This is a genomic window from Shinella sedimenti (assembly GCF_022601905.1).
Lineage (GTDB): Bacteria > Pseudomonadota > Alphaproteobacteria > Rhizobiales > Rhizobiaceae > Shinella > Shinella sedimenti.
Map to the genome: position 1 here is coordinate 122,080 of NZ_JAKVIN010000007.1, position 21,390 is coordinate 143,469.

A 21,390-nucleotide genomic window follows, 5' to 3' on the forward strand; every position below is an offset into this window, starting at 1 on the left:
TCGTTCAGGCTCCCGCAGCGATATGCACGGCGGCGATCTTCCCGAGCAGGGGGCCGTAGATGGCCTGATCGTCGGGCGCCGACCGGTCAAGCGGTTCGGCGATGCGCGTCGTGTTGTAATAGTGCTTCTGGGTGACGTTTTCGGATACCGAGTTCCCACCCCAGCTACCGCAGCCGAGCGAGAAGGTCTTCGCCAGGCCGTTGGACCAGCTGCCCGAATTCGCAACACCGTGCGACTGGCGCACGATGACCCGCGAGGTCTTCGTTTCGAGGCCGAGCTTCAGGATACGCTCGGGATCGTTGGAATGGATGCCGCAGGAATGGCCGGCACCAGAATAGCCGGTGATGACGTTGACCAGCGCGATGGCGTCGTCGAAGGCATCGTATTTGTAGCAGGTGAGGACAAGGCTGAGCTTTTCGCCGGAGAACGGATAGTCGGCACCGGCGCCCTGCTCTTCCACCACGATGAACTTGCGACCGACAGGCACGTCGATGCCGGCAAGGGCCGCGATTTCAGCGAGAGGGCGAGCAACGACCTTGCGCGAGACATGGCCGTTCTCCCAGAGCACGGCCTGGAGCTTCGCCTTCTCTTCGACCGTCGCGATATACGCCCCCTCCTCTTCGAGTGCGCGCAGAAAGCCATCATAGACGGAGGCCTGGACAATGATGGCGTTTTCGGCCGAGCACCCGGAGGCATTGTCGCCGGTTTTGCCGATCCTGATCTTCGAGGCTGTTTCCGCCAGATCGATCGTCTCGTCGATGATCACAGCAGCATTGCCTACACCTACCCCATAGGCCGGCTTGCCGGAAGAATACGCCGCGGCCACCATATCACCCGAGCCTGTCGCCATGGTCACGTCGCACTGGGCCATGAGCTCGGCGGCGAGCGCCTTAGACGGTGCCAGGATACACTGGACCAAATCTTCCGGGGCATCGAGCGCACGAAGAACCTGGCGGATGACATCGACGACAAAGATGGTGGTATTTTTGCTGGCCGGATGCGGCGCGCAGATCACGGCGTTGCGGGCGCGGATGCCCAGAACCGATTTGAAGATCGGCGTTGCCTCGCAGTTGGTACTTGGCACCAGCGCCGCGATGACTCCGTAGGGCTTGGCAATAGTGATTATGCCGTTCTCGTTGTCGCGGTCGATGACGCCGACGGTCTTTTCTTTACGGATGTCGTGGAAGATCGCCGGCATCTTGTGCGTAAGTTTGGCGCGCTTACTTTCGACAAGGCCCATCTTCGTCTCCTCATAAGCCATGTCTGCAATTGTCGCTGCCAGTTCGGGGCGTGAGAGATGGTATACGATCGCACCGGCTATTAGGTCGACCTGCTCCTGGGTGTAGCCGTTCAGGATGGCCTGCGCACTGCGCGCCCGGCAAACGAGTTGTGCGATATGACTATGATCTGCGGACTGCGACATTGTTCCTCCAGGCCGCGGTCACGGCCAAATGCTGCATGCTGTGATGCATCAGATAAGACATCACGATGGACATAAAACAAAGCCAGCCCAATTTCAACTCACAAATTTCATCTGATGTATCAGCTCATATTCTCATTGCTACTTTCTGTGACGCATGTTAGCCGGCATGACCCGCGAAAACAGGAGGTGGATATGGCAGAGGAAAAGGATCGCGTAGAGATCAATGAGGTCGTTCTGCGGGATGGCCTCCAGAACGAGCCAGATTTCGTTGCGACCGAGGAGAAGATCCGACTTGCTGACGGCCTTTCGCGCACGGGTGTCAGGCGTCTCGAGGTTTCATCTTTCGTGTCGCCGAAAGCGATTCCGAACCTGCGCGACGCGGCCGACGTACTCCAGGGCATAACGCGCGTGCCGGGCGTGCGTTACACGGCACTCGTGCCCAATGTGCGCGGCGCGGAGCGTGCGCTGGAAAGTGTCGTGGACGAGGTGAACCTCGTCATGTCCATCGGAGAACGGCACAATCTCGCCAACATGCGGATGACATGCGACCAGTCGCTTGCCCAGTTCAAGGAAATCATGACAGTGATCGCGGGCAGCGGCTTCTTCGTGAACGGCACGCTCGCTACGACGTTTGGCTGCCCGTTCGAGGGTCGCCAATCGGTGGAGCGGGTGCTATGGGCCATCGATATCTATCGCGAAATGGGCATCGAAGGCATTACGATCGCAGATACGATCGGCGTCGCCAACCCCCGTCAGGTCGGTGAACTCACGACGACAATTTTCCGGCATCACCCGGACCTGCCGCTGACGCTCCACCTGCACAACACGCGCGACATGGGGCTCGCTAACGCACTTGCGGCTTATGATGCCGGCATCCGAAGCTTCGACTCCGCACTTGGCGGTATCGGCGGTTGCCCCTATGCCCCCGGTGCGACGGGAAATGTCTGCACCGAGGATCTGGTTCATATGTTCCACGCTTGCGGGATAGATACAGGCGTGGATCTTTCAGCGTTGATCGGACTTTCATGCGAGCTTCCGGCCTTGCTTGGCCATGCCACGCCTGGCTATGTCATGAAAGCAGGAACCAGCGATCGCGTTTACGCCTAGATGCTCGGATCTGACCGCGTCTGCTTGTTGCAACATAATAGCATCAGCCCGCGCATTGACGCCGAGGCTTTGACGAAAGGCAGGCGTCAGAGGACCAAGTGGCGCGCTCCACGGGTAGCGCATCGATAGCGACCGGGGAGCTTCGTCGTTCGGACTGTGGGGGCGCGTCATTGCCGTTTTCAAACAGTGCCTTGGCGTTGCTTGGCGTCCGGGTCGGCGAATAGCGAGTATGGGCGGCGTTTCAATCACAGGCATGACCGCCGTGGGAGGTTGGCCGAACAACTTTGAACCAGGAACATGAACCGCGTTACCAATCGCCCGACAGGCCGGCACGGCCGCCGGATCATGGTCATTGACGTAACGGCGGTGACATGTTGCCTTTCTGGCCAAACGCCGTGCTCTTGAGAACGACGAGTCCGACGCCACCGTGTCCGCTCTTCCTGATTGCACAGTGGTCCTTAGACGGCCTTCGGCAGATGGCCAAGTGCAGTGGAGTTGGGCTGAGCGCACACCATCTCCCCTCTCGTCAGCCCGCCTACTTGAGAACATCTGGAACGTCCTCATCGGGGGTTCCAAGCCAGACGCCAAGCGCCTTCAGCCGAGCCTGCACTTCCGATGCGGTAATCGCGGATGTCGGAACGTTGCGCTTCGCCGCCAAGGCTGCCGCAATTGCTGTCGCTTCACCCGTCATGGTGCAGGCCGGCACGTTGCGGGTGGAACCGAAGGCGATGGCATCGACGGAGATGCACCGTCCGGCAACGAGGATATTGTCCACATCGAGCGGAACCAGTGTGCGCCAATGAATACCGTAACCGATGCCGACATGGTCCATGATGGCGCGGCTGCCGCCCGGCTCGTGCACGTCGACGGGCGAATTGCAAAGACCGATGGCGTCGTCGAAGCGACCGTTGCCTCGCACGTCGGCCTCCGTCAGGATGTAATGACCGGTCACGCGGCGGGTCTCACGCACGCCAAGCTTGGGCGCGACTTCCAGGAAGATCGCATCCTCGAAGCCGCCGACATAGCGCTGCAGGAAGTCAAACGCGCAATAGGCCTGCTTGCGGATCTCGATCTCTGCACGGCTCAGGTCGCGGTCGTCGAGGCCATTGCCCTGATAACGCGTTACGTTGACGCTGATTTCGCCGGGGATGAGCCCCGTCTTCATGGTGATGTGATCTTTCGGGATGATCCCGTCGAAGCCTTCGGCAACCTTGTCCTTGATGCGCTGCTGGAAGCCAGTCAGAAGCACGGCCATGGCATAGTCTTCGTTGCGATTGCCGGCTTCCTTCGGATAGACGACCTCCCACATGTCCGCCCGGTTCGCCTCGCAATCGGCGATGAGCGCCGGAACATTGACGTTGAGTACGCGGAAGTAGGAGGTGATGGGCTGGGTCAGCCCATCACCTTCACGCCCCAGCATGAACTGCGCGCCCGCCAATGCCGCAACGTCGCCGTCACCGGATGCATCCACGAACGCCTTGGCCAGGACCAGGCTCTCGCCGGACTTGGTGCGGATGAGAAGCCCGCGCACTGCGCCATCCTTCATCACTGTCTGGACCACGTTGGCGCGCAGCAGCACCTCGACGCCCGATTCCTCCACCATTTCTTTGAGCAACATGGCCCCGTACAGCTTCTCGTCTTAGCTGTTATCCTTGCAATCGAAGCGTTCCACGTACTCTTGTTTCCAACTGGGCAGCGCACGAAGATTGGACTTCGGACACGAGTGGAACTTAAGCTCTTGAATGGGATCGAACCTACGACCCGCTGTTCTTCCGCGCTGATCTCACGCGAGTTCCTAGAGATGTCAGAGACTTGGAAATCCTCGTGCTCGGTGGCCAGTACCTTGACCATGACATAGGAGGACCGATCTGCAATTCATCTGGTGACATATCAGACAGCTTCCGATGGAAATTGGATGGAAATGGATGAATAAATAGTGCATGCCAGCGTTTTGGGAATTGGGTGGAAATGGATGCGTAAATGGAATTGTTAAATACGGCGACCGTCCGGATCACGCCCGAAGTCCTGTCGCTCATCGCCGAAATCGACGAGTTCAAGGGTGCTTGGCGTGCGATCGGCCGGATCGCGCCTGAGCGGCTGTCCAGCCTCCGGCGTGTGGCCACGATCGAAAGCGTCGGTTCCTCTACACGTATCGAAGGGGCACGCCTCACAGACCGAGAGGTCGAAAAGCTTCTGGCAAACATCCGCCTTGGGTCGTTTACGACACGCGATGAGCAAGAGGTTGCCGGCTATGCGCAGGTGATGGAGACCATCTTCAGTGCTTACGAAGCTATGTCGCTCACCGAGAATCATATCCGTCAGCTCCACCGCGACCTTCTTACGCATTCGACAAAGGACGAGCGGCATCGCGGCGCGTACAAAACCCTCTCCAACAACGTGGAAGCGTTCAACGAACAGGGCCGGAGCCTTGGCGTAGTTTTCGAAACGGCATCGCCGTTCGATACGCAGCGTCGAATGGAAGAGCTGATCACCTGGTTGGATGAACAAGAGCGAGAAAAGCGGCTCCATCCACTTTTGGTCGTCGCGATTTTCGTTGTTGTTTTCCTGGAAATCCATCCATTCCAGGATGGTAATGGCCGCCTATCACGTATTCTGACGACCTTGTTGCTCCTGCGGGCCGGCTACGCTTACGTGCCCTACAGCTCCCTCGAGAGCATAATCGAGCAAAGCAAGGAGAGCTATTACATCTCGCTTCGGCGCACGCAGGGAACGATCCGCACCGCCGAGCCAGACTGGAATCCCTGGATCGAGTACTTTCTGAGAGCGCTGCATCGGCAGAAGACGCAACTTGAGAAAAAAATGGAGCGCGAACGAATTATCCTCGCCGACATGCCGGAATTGTCCGTGACATTGCTTGAGTTGGCCCGCGAGCACGGGCGGATTACGGTCGCGGAGGCTGCACGGATCACCGCTGCAAGCCGTCACACCATTAAGGATCATCTCAGGGCGCTCGTGGATCAAGGGCACCTCGTCCTGCACGGTGCCGGCCGCGGCGCCTGGTACGGTCTTTCCTAACGAAGTGGTGTCAGGCCCATCTGAATGGATTTGATCTTGAAGCGATATGAACCTATGGCCCAGACGTACGACTAGATAGTATTTATCGTCAATTTCATTCTTGATCTTCAGCGTGTCGCCGCAAGAGATCTAAGATCTGGCTCCACTCGCGACGTTTTTGGAGGACAGGTTCTTCCACCCACTTCATTGCTCAAGCGCGCGCATATCGAGTCAAGATGCTCCACTTGCAGACGACGTCAAAGTCGAAAAATGATGCAGCGCTATTTGCCATTCCCCCTTCGTATTCACGACGACAAACGAAGAGCGTACTCGGTTGTGCACGATCGTACCGTCCAGATGGCGATTAATGATGTTGCCGAACCCCTGCGCGATCAACGCACCCACGCCAAAGGCACGGATATTCTGATCAACGAGAGAAAGTGTGACGCCCCGGAGCGTGTTCCGGTAACTATCGAAATACTCCTCGACCTCCGAGCGGCCGACATAGAGCCTTGGCAACAAGCCGAAAAAAACGGCGTCGCCCGTATAGATCCTGGCGAGCGCCTTGCTATCCCAGGTCGCTGCCGCAGCGTTCCACCTCTGCTGTATCTCATCGAGAATTATGTCATGCATTTGAAAACAGGAGCTCTAGGACGGAAGCCTTGCGGCGGCCATCGTGGGTTATGTTTAGGTCGAATAGAAATGTCGGGGCTCCGCCTAGTGCCGGTACGCCACGGCGACGTCAGCCGCCAGCGGATATCCGCCGACGGCATCAAGCTTTCGAAGATCAGTCATAATATTCCACGGGCGCTTTCTTGAAGGCCTGCCAGGTTTCCATGTCATGGCCAGGCACGACAATCGCGTTTTCCTTCTCCACAATACGGCGCAGCCTGCGAACAGACGCTGCTGCCTCACGTGCCGAGGTCAGTGCACCGGGAAGGCACTTTTCGTTCCAATGGTCCATCGTGTAGGCCGCATCGATCGCGAGCAGGATCGGACCGGTGTTCGGCAACCGCACCATGATTGACTGGTGACCGGGCGTATGCCCCGGTGACATGAACGTCTGGACGCTGCCGTCGCCAAACACGTCATACTGGTCTTCGTCCTCCATCACGTCCCAGGTGATGCCGTCCTTGGTCAGGTCTTTCTTGATGTAGCCACCCTGCATGAACCAGTCGGCGGAGAAAGCCCAGTCGATTTCGCGGCGCTGGACCAGATGGCGTGCTTTAGGGAAATTGCCGCAGGCGCCAGAATGATCGAGATGCAGATGTGAGTGAAGCACGAACTTGATGTCGGCAGGCTTCATGCCGATCTTGGCGAGCTGGTTCACGCAGCCCTCCATCGGATCCATGATCGGGTAGTACTTCTTGGTCGTCTCGCCCCACCAGCCTTCTGGATCGTGGGCTGCCTCGACGGCTGTACCGCCATCGATGACAATATTACCCTTAGGGTGCACGATCAGGTACCAGGGTATCGGCGTGAAGAACGTGTCCTGGCTATAGCCAAGCTTAATGTCGACTTCCTTTTGCCGGATCTGGCCGGTTTGGAACATGTAGAGCCTGATATCTGTGCTCATGGGGTCTCCTCCTATCGTGGATCTGATGCAGCTTACGCCGCGGTTTTCGATTTGCCGCTCAGGGTGACGGCGAGAAGCTCATCGTAGGTCCAATTGGTCTTTGGGGCTTCCGCGACCCGGTTACCGTCGTGAATGACCATCACGCGATCGGCCAGTGCCAGCATCTCGCGCAATGAAGACGACACAAGCAACACCGCCGCGCCTTGCTGTGAAAGCTGCAGGATGATGTCGTAGATCTCCTTGATAGCACCGACATCAACGCCGTTCGTCGGCTCAGCGATGATGTAGAGCGATGCACCGGCGCTCATCCATTTGCCGATGACCACCTTCTGTTGGTTGCCGCCGGAAAAGAAGCGGACCTGGATGGCGGCGTTGCGCGGCCGCACCGCTAGCTGGTCCATTACGTCGTCGGCATATTCCTTCATAGCACCGGGGCGGACGGTGAAGAACCGTTCCAGCCTATTCAGCACCGGAAGGCAGATGTTCTCGGCAACGGAAAGCGCCGGAAAGAGCGCTTGCTTGCGGCGGTCCTCGGGAATGAGCGCCACGCCAGAACGCCGCGCGGCGATGGGTGTGCTGACGTCGATGGCCTTTCCGCGCAGGTTCACCGTGCCCGTGTGACGGACGACGCCGCCGAGTGCACGCGCAACATCCTCCATGCCGCCCCCGACCGGCCCCGTGATGCCCAGAACTTCGCCCGCCCGGATAGTGAAGGACAGCGGCGACAGGTTGGTCGTCGCCAAGTTAGTCGCCTCTAGAAGAACATCTAAGCGAACCCGGCTGCCATCATTGTAGGTCGATAGCTCTGCGCGATTGCGGTCAACCATAAGCTCGGTCACCCGATCTTCGGTGACTTCGCCGCGGTTGAGTGTACCTGAGACAAGCCCTCCGCGCAGGATGGTTGCACGATCGCAGATTTCCTGCACCTCCTTAAGGCGATGGGAGATATAAACGATGGCGATACCCTGTTTCTTGAAGCGCTCGATGATCCGGAAGAGCACTTCCGATTCCGCGGCGGAAAGACGGGCCGTCGGCTCATCCAGCACGATCAGCTTGTATCGCCGATGGAAGAGCGTCGCCAGCGTAACAAGCTGCATCTCGGCGGCCGACAGTGTGCCCGCAATGCGGCTTGCATCGAGCTCGATGCCCATTTCGGCCAGGATCGCGGTCGCCTCTTCGTGGATCGCCCGGTCACTGATGCGCAACCACCCCGGTTCGTTTCCAAGCAGTATGTTCTGCCCGACGGTAAAGCTGGAGACGAGTTCGGCGTCCTGATAGACGGCGCCAAGGCCCAGACGGTGTGCCTCTGGCGGGTTTGAGACCCGCACAGGCGTGCCTTCGAGGAAAATCTCGCCGGCGCTGGGTGAATAGACGCCGGTGAGTATCTTGATCAAGGTTGACTTGCCTGCGCCGTTTTCGCCGAGCAGGCCGTGGACCTCGCCGGCCAGGAAGCTGAGGCTCACACCCTTCAGCGCCTTGGTGCCAGCGAATTCCTTCTCGAGATTTTTCAGTTCGATGAGTGCTGTTCCAGTCATCGCTTCACCTCAGATGAACTTGAGATGGACTTCTTCGCGGTTGAGAAGCGCATTGGCGCCGACCGCGATGATGAGAACCAGCCCCTGGAAGATGTGACGCGCGGCAAACGGGAAGCCGACCATGTTCATGCCGGAATCCACCATATAGAGGAAGAAGACGCCGACGAGCGTGCCCAACAGGTGCGGCTTGCCCTTGCCAAGGACGGTTGCGCCGAGGAACACGGCAGCGAATGCCTCCAGCAGATAGCCTTCCCCACCGACAGGCTGCGCTGAAGAGGATATTGAAGTCACAATCACCCCTGCAATGCCTGACATAAGAGCAGACAGTACGAACGCGAGAATGACCCAGCGATAGACGTTGATGCCGGAATAGAAGGCCGCCATCGGATTGTCGCCGACGGCGGCGATATAGTGGCCGATGCGCGTGCGGGTGGCCGCGATCAAGGCAACGAGGAACACGGCAAGCAGGATGAGCACCGGAACACCGATTATGCCGAGCTTGCCCTGACCCAGATAGAGGAAGGCCGTCTCGTCATACCCGACCGGCACCTGGTAGCCGCCGGTAATGAAAATGTTGATACCCGAAAGAACAAACATCACCCCCAGTGTCACCACGATGCCGGACAGGCGGCCATAGGTGACGAGTATGCCGTTGACCGCGCCGATCATGCAGGCAGCAACGAGCGCGACGGCTATGGCAGCCCACGGCCCAAGGGTCGGAATCAGGAAAGCGACAAGGATCGAGGACGTGGTCACCGTCAGCCCGATCGACAGATCGAAGCTGCCGGAAATGACAACCCATGTCAGGCCGAGCGATACCAGTGCGCTGACAATCATCGAGAATAGGATGTTGTTGAGGTTCGAGGCGGTCGCGAAATAAGGCGAAGCGATGGAAAAGCCGACGGCTGCCAGCACGAGCACGATGATCGTTCCCCAGCGCCGCAGAAACCGCATGGCAACGGATTCTGTTCGTCCCGCGGGTTGTGTCTTTGCCATAGATTTTTGCATCGTCTTCACCTGCGTGAGGCTTTTCTGCTCAGCTTGCGTCACTGCTCTGTTCCAGTCGTTCTTGATCGATAGAAGGCAAGTGTCGGCCTTGGCCTAAACCGCTTACCCGTGTGTCTTGCGGTGGCAGACGCATGCGGCGGGCGGGAAGATTATGCCCGCCGCATGCCAGGCTGGCCTTAGCCGCCGAACTGTTTGAGCAGGGCGATCGCCTGCTCGTCCATGCTTTTGAGTTCGGTAAGGGCCTCTGCCGCCTGATCCGGTGTCTTGGTGATGACCGGAATGCGGTAGACGATGTTTGGGACATCCTCGCCACGGGCAAGTTTAACTGCGAGTTCGCCGGTCTTTCGGCCGATTTCCGGGAACGGCGAATCGCAGCTGAAAACCACCGGAACCTGCTTGGCAGCCCAGGCTTCGAGAAACTGTGTCGACAGGTAGTGGTTGAACAGCGGAACGTCATCGCGGTTCATCTGCTTGAGCGCTTGCCCCGCTCCGAGCGTAAAGGGCCACCACCACGATATGAAGCCGGCGAGAGAGCCGGGTTCAGGATTTGCCTGCAGCAGGGACAGCATGTTCTTGCGACCCACGGAGATTTCATCCGTCGTGCCCTGCCCGCCATCGATGAAGGGCAGAACCTTCATTCGAGGCTCGTAGCGGCACATTAGCTCAAACATGTCGACTTCCATGTCGAACGGCGTGAAATAGCCGCGCTGTTCTGCGGTCTGAGCGAAGGTGCCCTGACGCTTGCAGTAGTTCTGAACGAAATATCCGAGCGTGGTGGCGGTGCCCCAAACGTCGTCCATGACGGCAGGCGAATCCTTCACTGGGATCGTGAAGCCAACCGTCTTGATGCCGCGCTTGTGGGCTTCGTCGGCAATATAGGCCGTCTCGGATTCCTGGGAATAAATGCCCATGACGAGGGCGTCGATGCCGTGATCAAGCAGTGCGCGGGCAGCGGCCTGCTCGCTCGCTTTGGTCGGTTCGCCACGAACGGTGACGACTTCGCCACCCGCATCGAGCACCGCCTTGACTATTTGCCAGCAGCCACGGCGCCAAGGCTGATTGAATGGCCCGTAGGTTAGCGGAACGCCGATACGCACCTTCTTGCCCGGCGCGGGAGGCGTGATCTCCTCCGCACTTGCCATTACCGCAGAATTGGCAAAGGCGGCGCCGCCGATGACGCCAGCCGCACCCTTTAAAAGGCTACGGCGACTGAACTGCGCATATTCGGTGGCCTCTTGTGCAAGTCTTCGCAACCGTACGGTGTCATCAAAGAAACTCATGTTTTCCTCCCTATTGCTTCGGATTTCGACCCGAGAGGCCCCGCGCTTGTTGCTGGACGACGATTTGCCTGTCACCCGGGCATGCGTCGGCGGCGGTGTGGGGCCAACGCCCGGCACCCTGCCCGCTTCGATGAACCGGAACCCGTCGTGGTGACCGGCGGCCACCCTCCTCTTGTGGACAATGAACCATATTACTTGGTTGCCTGACAAGTGGATTCTGCTATTCTTGCGGAAAAAGATGCATTGGAGCAGTTGCGGCCGGCGAAGCCTGCTAAAACCGCTCCGGATAGTAGAGACAGGAAACGGAACGCTCGGAGGACTCGCATGGTGCTAGATGACAGGGTAAAACGCGGCCCTTCGCTTGCGGATTCGGTCGCCGGCCGTATCCGTGCCGACATCACGTCAGGAACCTATGCCAAGGGCGACAAGCTTCCCACGGAGCGTGTTCTTTCTGAAAAATACGGCGTGAGCCGGCCGATCATACGCGAGGCGATAGGCTCACTGAAGCGAGATGGTCTGGTTGCAACCCGTCAGGGGCTTGGCGCCTTCGTGATAGAGACGAAAGAGGTTGCCTTCCGGCTGGCGGGCGTCGATCTCACTGACGCGCTCGATGTGCAGAATGTCATCGAACTGCTGATGGCAGTCGAGTCCGCCGCGACGGCGCTGGCGGCAGAGCGGCGTTCCGAAAAACAGCTTCAAGAAATCGAACGCCGGCTCAAAGCTATCCAGTCGGCATTCGACAACGGAGAGGCCGGCGTAGAGGAGGATCTAGCGTTTCACCGAGAGATCGTTGATGCCTGTGGAAATCCGCATTTCCGGGAAATGTCAGACTTTCTTGAGTCGCACGTCCGCAATTTCATACGCAAGGCACGTGCGAGCACGTTGCGCAACGCACTGCTTGAGCAGGTCCAATCCGAGCACGTTGCAATCTACAATGCCATCGCGAAGACCGATCCGCAGGAGGCGCGCCTTGCAGCGGAAGATCACCTGCGCGGCGCAGCAAACCGCCTGAGATTGCTGCTTAGCGGGTCAAACGAAGAACCGCTGTAAACGTATCTCGTCATGATGGAAGCAGGTCCCGAGAGCGGAATTTAAAGGGCTCTTCGAAATGCTGGTCTTGTTGTCGCTATAACGTTGGTCGCGCGTGAGCGTCACGTGGCACCTCGCGCGCTGAGCACGGACAGAGGCATGCACCCGGGCGAACTTACAAGAAGGCTGCGGCTCCAACCACACACCGCACTATTCAGTATCAGAGCCCACATCGTCCGCATGCAGGCGGGCGATTGTGCTAGTCCAAAATCGCTTGACTTGGACAGCCTCGTTACCGAGAGCCTGAGCCTAATCGCAGCCTGTGTGCCATAGCAAGGCAGATCCGCACATGGACCGGACAGGCTGCACGCTCATTTTGTTCGTTGTTGTCGCGGATGTCACGCCCAAGAGGAAATCCGGGAAGACTCATTGGCTTCGTCTACGGTCCGGTAAACGAAGCGCTTTTCATGGCGAACAAAGTCATATGGCGCTGAACGGCAAGAAGAGCCCGTGTGCGCAATGCAAGTCTCCAGAAGGCTGGAAACCAGGATTTAGGCCGTCGCGCGAGTACCGGGGAACAGCAGGTCGATGAAACGTGCCGCGGTCGGTTGAGGTTCGTGATTAGCCAGACCCGGGCGTTCATTGGCCTCGATGAACACATAATCCGGCTGCGAAGGATCGCGGACCATGAAATCGATGCCAACGACCGGTATGTCAATCGCCCGCGCAGCCCCGCAGGCGGCGGCGACCAGATCGGGGTGCACCGTCTCAGTAACATCGTGGATCGAGCCGCCCATGTGCAGGTTCGCCGCCTTGCGAACCGTTATCTCCCGTCCCTCTTCAGGCACAGTATTCAAATCCAGACCCTGCTCGGAAAGGCAACGCTCCGTTTCCGCATCAATCGGTATGCGGCTCTCGCCACCTGTCACAGCCTGCCGACGGCGCGACTGCACCTCGATGAGCGCCGAAATCCTGCTGCGGCCATCGCCGACAATGCGGGGTGGCCGCCGCACCGCAGCCGCAACCAACTCAAAATCGATAATCACGAGCCGCAGGTCCTCGCCCTCGAAACAGGCTTCGACCAGAACCCTGTTGCAGACTTGTCGGGCCATGGAAATGGCCGCATCGAGCGCCTCCACTGTGGTGACGCCGACGGAAATACCCTGCCCCTGCTCGCCCCGCGCTGGCTTGACGACCACCTTGCCGTGATCGGCAAGAAAGGCTTCCAGGCGCGCTCGATCGCCGTCCACCTCAATCTGCTCCGGAACTTTGATCCCCGCGGAGGCAACGACACGACGCGCGATGGCCTTGTCGTCGCAGATCGACATGGCGACACCCGACGTCAGTTCCGAAAGGCTCTCGCGGCAATGGACCGTGCGCCCACCGTGGGACAGGCGAAAGAAGCCGCCCTCAGCATCGGTGATATCAACATGCACGCCACGCCGCGTCGCCTCGTCAACGATCAGCCTCGCGTAGGAATTGAGCGCGTCATAGGACTGATGCGGCGTCGCGAAAAACTTCTCATTGATCGCGTTCTTTCGCTTCATGGTGAAGAGCGGCACGCGGTGGAAGTTCAGCTTCTCGTAGAGTTTGATGGCCTGCGCATTGTCGTGCATCACCGAAAGGTCGACGAAAGAAAGGCCCCGAGCCTGAAAATGTTCAGCCAGCTTGCAGACGAGCCGTTCGCCGATCCCCGGCTGTCGGGCCTGCGGGTGTACAGCAAGGCACCAGAGCGAAGCACCTCGCTCTGGATCGTCGAACAGCCGCTGGTGATCGATGCCAGTGACCGTGCCGACGATCTCGCCGGTGGCATCGTCTTGTGCGACGAAGTAGGTCACCGGGCGGTTATCGCGGTCGGAGGAGAAGAAATCGGATCGAATCTGCACCATTCCGCACGCGGCGTAGACGCGATTGATGCCTTCCGCATCGGCCTCGTTTGCCAGACGTCGGATGGTCACGCCACGCATGCGGCGCGCTTTTGCCCTATACGTCGAGAGATTAAGCCGGAAGGTGTGGGAGGGGTCTAGAAACACCTCCTGTGGGGCACGCGACAAAAGCACATGGGGATCACGCACGTAGAACGCGATGTCACGGCTCGACGGCGCTTCCTCGCGCATCTTCCCCAGAAGCGTCTCGTCGTCCGCGAAGGTCGGAGCGAAGAGTAGCCGCCCCCAGCCGCAATCCAGCGCGACATCCTTCTTCTGCTCGTCCGCGGCATCTGGTCGGCCAACCTGACGCCCGGGATATGCCCGGGTGCTTAGTTGCTTGAGGCGATGGGTCACAGCACGAGTACCCTTGCTGCGATGGCGCGGCGCGGTCTTTCCTCTGGCTTCCTTCACGTTACACCTCCTGGGCTTGGAGCCACATTTCCAGAAGCCCGACCTGCCAGAGTTCCGAGCCACGCAACGGCGTGATGTGGTCTGCGGGCTTGTCGAGAAGGCGCTCGAGATAATCCTTGCGAAAGAGGCCGCGTTCGCGGGCTTTCTGCGCATGCAGCGCATCACGGATCATGTCCAGGTATGGCCCGGCAATGTATTTGAGCTGTGGGACAGGGAAGTAGCCCTTTTTGCGGTCGATGACCTCGCTCGGCACGACCTTGCGAGCGACGTCCTTCAGGATGCCCTTGCCGCCATCGCGCAGTTTTTCCTCAGGCGGAATGCGCGCGGCCAGTTCGACGAGTTCATGATCGAGGAACGGCACGCGCGCCTCCAGGCCCCAGGCCATGGTCATGTTATCGACGCGCTTTACGGGGTCATCCACCAACATCACGTTGCTGTCGAGGCGCAACGCCTGGTCGACAGCCGTTTCGGCACCCGGCCGCAAGAGATGCTCGTTCAGAAGGTCTCCGCTGATATCGCGGTCCGCCAACCAGCTTTTGCAAAGCTGCGTGGCCAGCACCGCATGCGAGCGGTCGCGGAAGCCCCGGCCATAATCAGACACCACATCACTGGTGGCGAGCAGCGGGGGATACCAGTGATAGCCGCCGAAGACCTCATCGGCACCCTGGCCGGACTGTACGACCTTGATGTGCTTCGAGACCTCCTTGGACAGCAGGTAGAATCCGACATTGTCATAGGAAACCATCGGCTCGGACATAGCCGCGATGGTACCGGGCAAGGCGTCCATCAGATCTGCAGATGGCACGAAGATCTTATGATGGTCCGTCCCGAAATGTCGGGCAATGAGGTCGGAATAGATGAATTCATCGCCCTTTTCACCATTTGCCTCTTCGAAGCCCACGGAAAAGCTCATCAGACCTTGCTGTCCTGCTTCCGCCAGAAGCCCGACGATCAGGCTGGAATCAACACCGCCCGAGAGCAGCACCCCTACGGGAACGTCGGCAATCATGCGGCGTTTGACGGCGGTACGCAGCGAGGCGAGCAATTCGTCCTGCCATTCGGCGCGGGTGATCGCCCCGTCGCCGGCAAGCCGGCGATAGGGCGGATCCCAGTAACGACGATCTTCGAAAGAACCGTCCCGATCATAAGTTCGAATGGTCGCAGGCGGCAACTTCCGCACACCTGCAAGAATGGTGCGCGGCGGCGGCACGACCGCGTGGAACGTCATAAAGGTGTGAAGCGCCTCCACATCGATCGAGGTATCTACCCCGCCGGCCTTGATGATGGACGGCAGCGAGGATGCAAAGCGCAGCGTGCCGTTGGCCTGCGCCAGATAAAGCGGCTTGATGCCGAACCTGTCACGCGCCATGACGATGCGACCGCTGTCACGCTCATGGATCACGAATGCAAACATGCCATGGAAGCGGGACACGCAATCCTCTCTCCAGGCATGCCATGCTTTCAGGATGACTTCCGTGTCACCCTCGGAGAAAAACCGATAACCCTTTTTCTCCAGCTCAGACCGCAGTTCACGGAAATTGTAGATGCAGCCGTTGAAGACGAGGGATAGGCCAAGATCCGGATCGACCATCGGCTGCTGCGACTTGTCGGAGAGGTCGAGGATGCGTAATCTCCGATGTCCCAATCCGACATTTCCACGCACCACGATCCCCGATGCATCGGGCCCCCGAGGGGCGAGAACGTCTGCCATCACCGAGACTGCCGAAACCGACGGCGAACCGCCGTCGAACCTGACTTCTCCACAAATTCCACACATGAACTGGGTCGAAACCTCCATTGTTGGTACATCATATGCCGTCGGGGCCGTGAAGAAATCCACGGCCCCGACGGCTATGGGAACAGAATGCGCGAGATGGGCCGAAGTTCCATGTGACGGCAGGTCAGAACGCGCCCGTCAGGGCGCGTCCGGTTCGTCGACGGTAAGGCACTGCTCGGCATCCTGCACTTTCTGGTGGGTAAAGCCGCGCAGGCCGGAAACCTCCTCGGCATCGCGCTCGATCTGCACGTCGCTGGCGACATAGTGGATCGTCAGACGGGCAAGTGAGATCAGTGCGTGGAGGTGGATGCGCTCGTAGCCATGCGAGGCGTCGACGCCAAAGGTCAGCAGTGCCGTGCGGACGTCGTGACCGGCTTCGACCGCCGAGGCCGCATCAGAGCGGTAGTAGCGGAAAACGTCCTTCTGCACCGTCAGGCCGTGTTCGCCGCACAGATCGTATAGCTTTTTGGAGAGGTGGTAGTCGAAGGGGCCGGTCTGGTCGGCCATCGCAAGGGTCACACCGAATTCCTGCGAATTCTGGCCGGGCGCGGTTGTACCGTTGTCGATGGCGACGAGCGAGGCAACTTCCGGCACCAGTGCAGCAGAGGCGCCGACGCCGACTTCTTCCCCGATCGTGAAGAGCCAGTAGGTGTCGACGGGCGTTTCGATCTTCGCCCGCTTCATGGCCTCAAGTGCGGCGAGCATGATCGCCACACCCGCTTTGTCGTCAAGATGACGTGATACGATAAAGCCGTTATCGAGGAATTCAGGCTGCGGATCGACCGCAACGATATCGCCGACATCGATGCCGAGTTGGCCGAGGTCATGCCGGTTACGCGCCAGCGCATCGACGCGCAGCTCGACATGGGGCCATCCGGTCGGCTGACTGTCGACCTCGTCGTTGAACGTATGGCCGGAGGCCTTTAGCGGCAGGATCGTGCCGCGATAGACGCCTTTGCCCGAGAAGATAGAGACGCGGGCACCTTCGGCGAAGCGCGCAGACCAATGGCCGATGGAGACGAGTTCGAGCCTGCCGTTGTCTTTGAGGTACTTAACCTGCGCTCCGAGCGTATCGAGATGAGAGACGATGGCGCGGGCCGGACGGGCGGCGGCGCCGGAGCGGCGAGCACGGATCGCGCCGCGGCGGGTTAGGACAATTTCCAGCCCCAGGCTTTCCAGTTCGCGCGCGGTATAGCGCACCGCCTCGTCCGTGAAACCCGTGGGGCTGGGGATATCGAGCAGCGCTTTGAGCCGGCTTTTGAGGTACTCGGGATCGATCGCAATCTCTTCCTGCATAACGGCTTTGTCGCAACCGAAGACGCCACCGTCAAGGAACAGGCAAGCTGTATGCCCTCCCCCGATGGCTTGCCACATGCCGCAACCGCCTGCCCCTCAGGGGATCGGAAGGGCGTAAAAAAGTTCGATCGCCACCCTCCATTTCACCCTCATCGAAAGCGTTTACTGTTTACACTGTAGAGATTCAGCCTCTCCTGCGGGGAGGAGACACGGACCACCAAGACTGAATCCGGTTCTTTCCCTTCGATGGGGAAAATCTTCGTCGGCAGGACGGTGAGGGCAACATGAATGACAGGGGCAAAACGGCCGGCTCCATGAGATCGACACATGCCGCCGGACCTTTGGTGCTCATCACCACCACATATACTGAGCGCTGCCACCTCACCGCTTTCGATAACCCCGCGCCGTTGCACGATCAGTGTCGCGTCGGATCCTTGCGGTGAGACCGAAATGATGAGGTCTCTGTGGCGATACGACTTTGGTCGGCGCACATGAGACGCAACGCGGCCGTGCCGAGGCTGGATCCGGTCGCTAGGGTCACGGCGCGCGCCAGCATGGTCAGCGCGGTTCCGACGGCAGGAAGCTCAGGCCCATGCCGGCGACGCGGAAGCGCGCCACAAAAGCGGATTCCGAATACTCGTGGGTCTCGACCGCGCCCGCTCGACCGCGCGGCGAAAGTTCGGCGCGCCAATCCATGACGGAAGAATCTCGCAGACGCTGACGGACGATTTCATCAAGTTGCTTGAGCATGGACCGCCATGCGTGTTCATCAACCGGAGGCCACAGGCGCCCGTCATGGATTACGTCGGGCCGGACAACGCCCAGAGCATCCGGTTACTGCTCGACCATCTTTGCGAGTTGGGTCACGAACGCATTGCCTATGTTGCGGGCCCCGCGCTCTCCTCTACCGCACAGGAGCGCCTAACCAACTTTCGCAGCGGAATGGCCGCCCGCGGTCTCGCCGTCGATGAATCGATGGTTTTGCGCGGCAATTACAGTTTTGAATCAGGCCGCGTCGCCGCCGGAACGCTTTCGGCGCTCAAGAGCCTCCCGACCGCCGTCATTGCCGCAAACGACTTTGTTGCCATGGGCATCATCGACTATTTTCAGCAGCATGGCCTGAAGGTTCCCGAAGATCTGTCCGTGACTGAGTTCGATGACGCTTTCGAGATGCAGGCGGATGGCCATTATCCGCTCCGGTTCGAGGGCATTACCACGGCCGATCAACCAAAACGGGATCTCGGACGAGCGGCGGGGCGCATCATGCTTCAGCGCATTTCATATCCCGGCGGCGCTCCCAATTCCATAATACTACCGACTCGACTGCGGATTCGAAATACGACGGCACCAGCCCAAACGAAGAACAGGCAAGCGTAGAGTAACGAGTTCCTCGCAATCTTCGCGAATGGCTGCGTCATATGTATTTGGGACGATTGGGAGCGGAAACTGACGACGCAGCCATTTCGCAGCCAGGCAGTTAGCGGGGATATGAAGTGATGTGCAAAAAAATTGATTAAGTTTTTGAGGTGATTGCCATAACTGCCTTGAACGCACCATGCAGACAGGCCGCGAAATTGACCTGTCTGCCGGATATGGAAGCACCCGAACAATCGATCCGAATGTGCTTTTCTCGAGACAAGGCAATCTTGCGTTCATAGTCGCACCTTTCTCATACCATCGACCGCGAGATCTCGTTTCCAACTGTACTTGTGGTGCCGATTGATAAGACGCTGACATTGACAATGACGATGTCGATACCGCCGGAAAGCGATTCGGCTTTCAGTATAGATGCCGATGGTTCAGCGCCATGGCGGCATAGAAGGACGCCACCCAGGGTAGAAATACCATACTTGGTCGGCTGCGACCGTCTTTGTCTCGTCAGTCTCGTCAGCATTGCGCTTGCAGATCATCACGTGAGTGCCGGCCACAAACCGTCCCGCGATGCAACGACAGGCTTGGGGTCTGCCCGATCCCGCACTGCATTATGTCCGCTGGATACTCCCAGAAAAAAATCAATGGCGCCGCTTGACAAGCCGATAACAAGAAGTCAGCTTAATTAACAGGCGACGAGCGATGCTGCTTAAAAAATCGCCACATATGGATATTTGTTACGTTTTTCTGGCAACGTCGCCGTCGGCAGCATAGCGCTGTCCGTACAACCATATTGGCTGCCGGAACATGGTGAGAGAATATCCAATCGGTCTGTTGTTTTCGGTAACCGGGTCGTACGGCACCGTTGGCGCATCGATGTTGCACGGTGCGCGCCTCGCCTGCCGACAGATCAACGCCGACCCGGAATTCGGTGTCCGACTTTCCCCAATCGAACATAATCCCGGCAGCGACCTCAACGCCTACGCGCCCGCCGTGGAGACCATGATTTCGAGCGGCGTTAGGAACGTCATCGGCTGCTACACCTCATCAAGCCGCAAGGAGGTGATACCGGTTTTTGAAAAGCGGGATGCGCTTCTTTGGTACCCCACGCATTACGAGGGCTTCGAAAGCTCCTCGAACGTGATTTACACGGGTGCAGCCCCCAATCACCACATGTTGCCGTTGGTGGATTATTTCACGCGTCACATAGGCCATCGCGTGTTCTGCATCGGCTCGAACTATATCTGGGCGTGGGAGAGCAACCGCATTCTACGCGAAGAATTGGCGCAACGTCATGGTACGGTGGTTGGGGAACGCTACCTTCCGGTCGGGGAAACGGATGTCGATTGCATAGTCGAAGCCATCTTCGCGGCAGAGCCGGACATCATTTTCAACTCTCTCATCGGCGAATCCGCTTACGCGTTCTTTCGCGCATTTCGCGCTGCCTGCCGCTCTCGCGGCATCGATCAGGCGCAACGCTACCCCATCGCCAGCTGCAACCTTTCCGAACCCGAACTCGACAGCATAGGGCCGGACGCAGTCGACGGACACCTGAGCTCCAGCGTGTACTTCGCGTCGATAGACACCATCGCCAACCGCGAATTCGTCAGCCGTTACAACACCGCATTTCCCGATAACCACGGCCCTTCGGCCGAAGCCGAAGCAGCCTATGTGGCGACCATTCTGTTGGCACAATCGCTTCGCGCAGCCGGCACGGACACGATGAACGACGTCAAGACCTGTGCGGCAAACCAGCGACTGCGGGCGCCTCAGGGTGAGGTCGTGATCGATCCCGAGACGTTTCATACCTACCTGACGCCCCGGATCGGCCGCTCCCGCGCCGATCGCCATTTCGACATCGTCTATGATGCAGGAAACCCGGTTGCGCCCGATCCCTATCTGATCAATTCCACATCCATTCTCGAAGCGTCGCCGCTTCGCCCATCCTTTAGGATCGTGTCATGAGGTCCAACCGCTATGTTCAGAATTTCCGCCAACGGCGAGCGCTGATCCTGAGCCGGGATTGGCGTGCGATCGAGACGATCTCGGCGATGGCCGCACGGCTCGGAATGTCCATAGAGTCGGTCGTGCCCGATGATGGCGGCTTGCCTCCTATTCTGGACGTAGCCGACGCCCAATGCGATGTGCTATTTCTTGATGGCGATCTCAACTTTCTTCCCGAAACGGGTCAGGGCGGCGCTGGCGGTGGCAGCGGACCGCCGCACATCCCCGTTATCGGTCTTGTCGGGATCGAAGCACCCAGCCGGCTTCGCGCGCTAATGCAGTTCGGCGCGACGGCTTTTTTGTCGAAGCCGGTGCATAGCGGCTCGATTTTTTCCGCCCTCTACCTGGCCATCAACACATTCGACAACATGTCAGGCCTGCGCCTGTCGATTCAAGAACTCGAACATCGCCGTCGGTATCGTCGGCATGTCATCAAGGCAGTAACCTTGGTGATGAAGTCTCATTCCCTCGACGATGAGGGAGCGTTCGCTCTACTCCGCAAGGAGGCCATGCGCGCACGCCTCAGCCTGGAAGCCTATTGTGAAGGTGTCGTCCAACGAAGCACGGCACGCAGTCTCGACGAAAAGGGGCGACGACAAGGAACCTGACGAGAAGCAGGCCGTCGCCGCT

16 protein-coding genes are annotated in these 21,390 nt (G+C 59.0%); 6 read left to right on the plus strand and 10 right to left on the minus strand.

Annotated elements, in window-relative coordinates; genetic code table 11:
- Positions 1-4: 4 nt before the first annotated feature.
- Positions 5-1,423, minus strand: coding sequence for an aldehyde dehydrogenase family protein (locus MKI86_RS16875; RefSeq protein WP_241602883.1), 1,419 nt, complete (start codon positions 1,421-1,423; stop codon positions 5-7).
- A 192-nt stretch (positions 1,424-1,615) separates the two neighbouring features.
- Between MKI86_RS16875 and MKI86_RS16880 the strand changes: the two genes are divergently transcribed.
- The gene (locus MKI86_RS16880; protein ID WP_241602886.1) at positions 1,616-2,530 is read left to right on the plus strand and encodes a hydroxymethylglutaryl-CoA lyase; all 915 of its coding nucleotides are present in this window, start codon (positions 1,616-1,618) and stop codon (positions 2,528-2,530) included.
- Positions 2,531-3,065: 535 nt separating this feature from the next.
- Here the strand turns inward: MKI86_RS16880 and MKI86_RS16885 are convergent.
- Complete coding sequence (locus tag MKI86_RS16885) at positions 3,066-4,148, minus strand: FAD-dependent oxidoreductase (protein ID WP_241602890.1); 1,083 nt, start codon at positions 4,146-4,148, stop codon at positions 3,066-3,068.
- A 362-nt stretch (positions 4,149-4,510) separates the two neighbouring features.
- Here MKI86_RS16885 and MKI86_RS16890 point away from each other — a divergent pair, with 362 nt between their 5' ends.
- The gene (locus tag MKI86_RS16890; protein ID WP_306424470.1) at positions 4,511-5,566 is read left to right on the plus strand and encodes a Fic family protein; all 1,056 of its coding nucleotides are present in this window, start codon (positions 4,511-4,513) and stop codon (positions 5,564-5,566) included.
- A gap of 210 nt (positions 5,567-5,776) precedes the next feature.
- On the opposite strand, the gene MKI86_RS23885 is transcribed toward MKI86_RS16890, so the two are convergent.
- The 5 genes from MKI86_RS23885 to MKI86_RS16915 form a co-directional block, all read right to left on the minus strand.
- Positions 5,777-6,178, minus strand: a complete 402-nt coding sequence (locus tag MKI86_RS23885; RefSeq protein ID WP_370879997.1) for a YybH family protein — start codon at positions 6,176-6,178, stop codon at positions 5,777-5,779.
- 154 nt (positions 6,179-6,332) lie between these two features.
- Positions 6,333-7,121, minus strand: coding sequence for an AttM family quorum-quenching N-acyl homoserine lactonase (gene attM, locus MKI86_RS16900; protein ID WP_241602895.1), 789 nt, complete (start codon positions 7,119-7,121; stop codon positions 6,333-6,335).
- A gap of 32 nt (positions 7,122-7,153) precedes the next feature.
- Positions 7,154-8,584: a sugar ABC transporter ATP-binding protein gene (locus tag MKI86_RS16905; RefSeq protein ID WP_241602898.1), complete on the minus strand. Its 1,431-nt coding sequence runs from the start codon at positions 8,582-8,584 to the stop codon at positions 7,154-7,156.
- Positions 8,585-8,665: 81 nt separating this feature from the next.
- A complete protein-coding gene (locus MKI86_RS16910) occupies positions 8,666-9,610 on the minus strand; it encodes an ABC transporter permease (protein WP_241602901.1) in 945 nt (314 codons plus the stop codon).
- Positions 9,611-9,840: 230 nt separating this feature from the next.
- On the minus strand, positions 9,841-11,109 hold the full coding sequence (locus MKI86_RS16915; protein WP_241602904.1) for a sugar ABC transporter substrate-binding protein: 1,269 nt from the start codon (positions 11,107-11,109) through the stop codon (positions 9,841-9,843).
- Between the two features lie 159 nt (positions 11,110-11,268).
- On the opposite strand from MKI86_RS16915, the gene MKI86_RS16920 reads away from it, so the two are divergent.
- Complete coding sequence (locus tag MKI86_RS16920) at positions 11,269-11,994, plus strand: FadR/GntR family transcriptional regulator (RefSeq protein WP_241602907.1); 726 nt, start codon at positions 11,269-11,271, stop codon at positions 11,992-11,994.
- A 530-nt stretch (positions 11,995-12,524) separates the two neighbouring features.
- Here MKI86_RS16920 and ngg read toward each other — a convergent pair.
- The 3 genes from ngg to MKI86_RS16935 form a co-directional block, all read right to left on the minus strand.
- Complete coding sequence (ngg, locus tag MKI86_RS16925; RefSeq protein ID WP_241602932.1) at positions 12,525-14,312, minus strand: N-acetylglutaminylglutamine synthetase; 1,788 nt, start codon at positions 14,310-14,312, stop codon at positions 12,525-12,527.
- A 1-nt stretch (position 14,313) separates the two neighbouring features.
- The gene (locus MKI86_RS16930) at positions 14,314-16,089 is read right to left on the minus strand and encodes an N-acetylglutaminylglutamine amidotransferase (protein ID WP_241603680.1); all 1,776 of its coding nucleotides are present in this window, start codon (positions 16,087-16,089) and stop codon (positions 14,314-14,316) included.
- A 138-nt stretch (positions 16,090-16,227) separates the two neighbouring features.
- Complete coding sequence (locus tag MKI86_RS16935) at positions 16,228-17,385, minus strand: osmoprotectant NAGGN system M42 family peptidase (RefSeq protein WP_241602935.1); 1,158 nt, start codon at positions 17,383-17,385, stop codon at positions 16,228-16,230.
- A gap of 639 nt (positions 17,386-18,024) precedes the next feature.
- On the opposite strand from MKI86_RS16935, the gene MKI86_RS16940 reads away from it, so the two are divergent.
- The 3 genes from MKI86_RS16940 (at position 18,025) to MKI86_RS16950 (ending at position 21,368) form a co-directional block, all read left to right on the plus strand.
- Complete coding sequence (locus tag MKI86_RS16940) at positions 18,025-18,762, plus strand: LacI family DNA-binding transcriptional regulator (RefSeq protein ID WP_241602938.1); 738 nt, start codon at positions 18,025-18,027, stop codon at positions 18,760-18,762.
- Between the two features lie 801 nt (positions 18,763-19,563).
- Positions 19,564-20,721 carry a transporter substrate-binding domain-containing protein gene (locus tag MKI86_RS16945; RefSeq protein WP_241602941.1) on the plus strand — a complete coding sequence of 386 codons (1,158 nt, stop codon included), beginning with the start codon at positions 19,564-19,566 and terminating at the stop codon, positions 20,719-20,721.
- Positions 20,718-21,368 carry an ANTAR domain-containing response regulator gene (locus MKI86_RS16950; protein WP_241602944.1) on the plus strand — a complete coding sequence of 217 codons (651 nt, stop codon included), beginning with the start codon at positions 20,718-20,720 and terminating at the stop codon, positions 21,366-21,368. The genes MKI86_RS16945 and MKI86_RS16950 overlap by 4 nt, the downstream gene beginning before the upstream one ends.
- Positions 21,369-21,390 lie beyond the last annotated feature (22 nt).

Excerpts from the sequence above, each read along its gene's own strand:
- MKI86_RS16875 (WP_241602883.1), bottom strand. The coding sequence starts at position 1,423 with ATGTCGCAGTCCGCAGATCATAGTCATATCGCACAACTCGTTTGCCGG.
- MKI86_RS16880 (WP_241602886.1), top strand. The coding sequence starts at position 1,616 with ATGGCAGAGGAAAAGGATCGCGTAGAGATCAATGAGGTCGTTCTGCGG.
- MKI86_RS16885 (WP_241602890.1), bottom strand. The coding sequence starts at position 4,148 with ATGTTGCTCAAAGAAATGGTGGAGGAATCGGGCGTCGAGGTGCTGCTG.
- MKI86_RS16890 (WP_306424470.1), top strand. The coding sequence starts at position 4,511 with ATGGAATTGTTAAATACGGCGACCGTCCGGATCACGCCCGAAGTCCTG.
- MKI86_RS23885 (WP_370879997.1), bottom strand. The coding sequence starts at position 6,178 with ATGCATGACATAATTCTCGATGAGATACAGCAGAGGTGGAACGCTGCG.
- attM (WP_241602895.1), bottom strand. The coding sequence starts at position 7,121 with ATGAGCACAGATATCAGGCTCTACATGTTCCAAACCGGCCAGATCCGG.
- MKI86_RS16910 (WP_241602901.1), bottom strand. The coding sequence starts at position 9,610 with ATGCGGTTTCTGCGGCGCTGGGGAACGATCATCGTGCTCGTGCTGGCA.
- MKI86_RS16920 (WP_241602907.1), top strand. The coding sequence starts at position 11,269 with ATGGTGCTAGATGACAGGGTAAAACGCGGCCCTTCGCTTGCGGATTCG.
- MKI86_RS16930 (WP_241603680.1), bottom strand. The coding sequence starts at position 16,089 with ATGTGTGGAATTTGTGGAGAAGTCAGGTTCGACGGCGGTTCGCCGTCG.
- MKI86_RS16935 (WP_241602935.1), bottom strand. The coding sequence starts at position 17,385 with ATGCAGGAAGAGATTGCGATCGATCCCGAGTACCTCAAAAGCCGGCTC.
- MKI86_RS16945 (WP_241602941.1), top strand. The coding sequence starts at position 19,564 with ATGGTGAGAGAATATCCAATCGGTCTGTTGTTTTCGGTAACCGGGTCG.
- MKI86_RS16950 (WP_241602944.1), top strand. The coding sequence starts at position 20,718 with ATGAGGTCCAACCGCTATGTTCAGAATTTCCGCCAACGGCGAGCGCTG.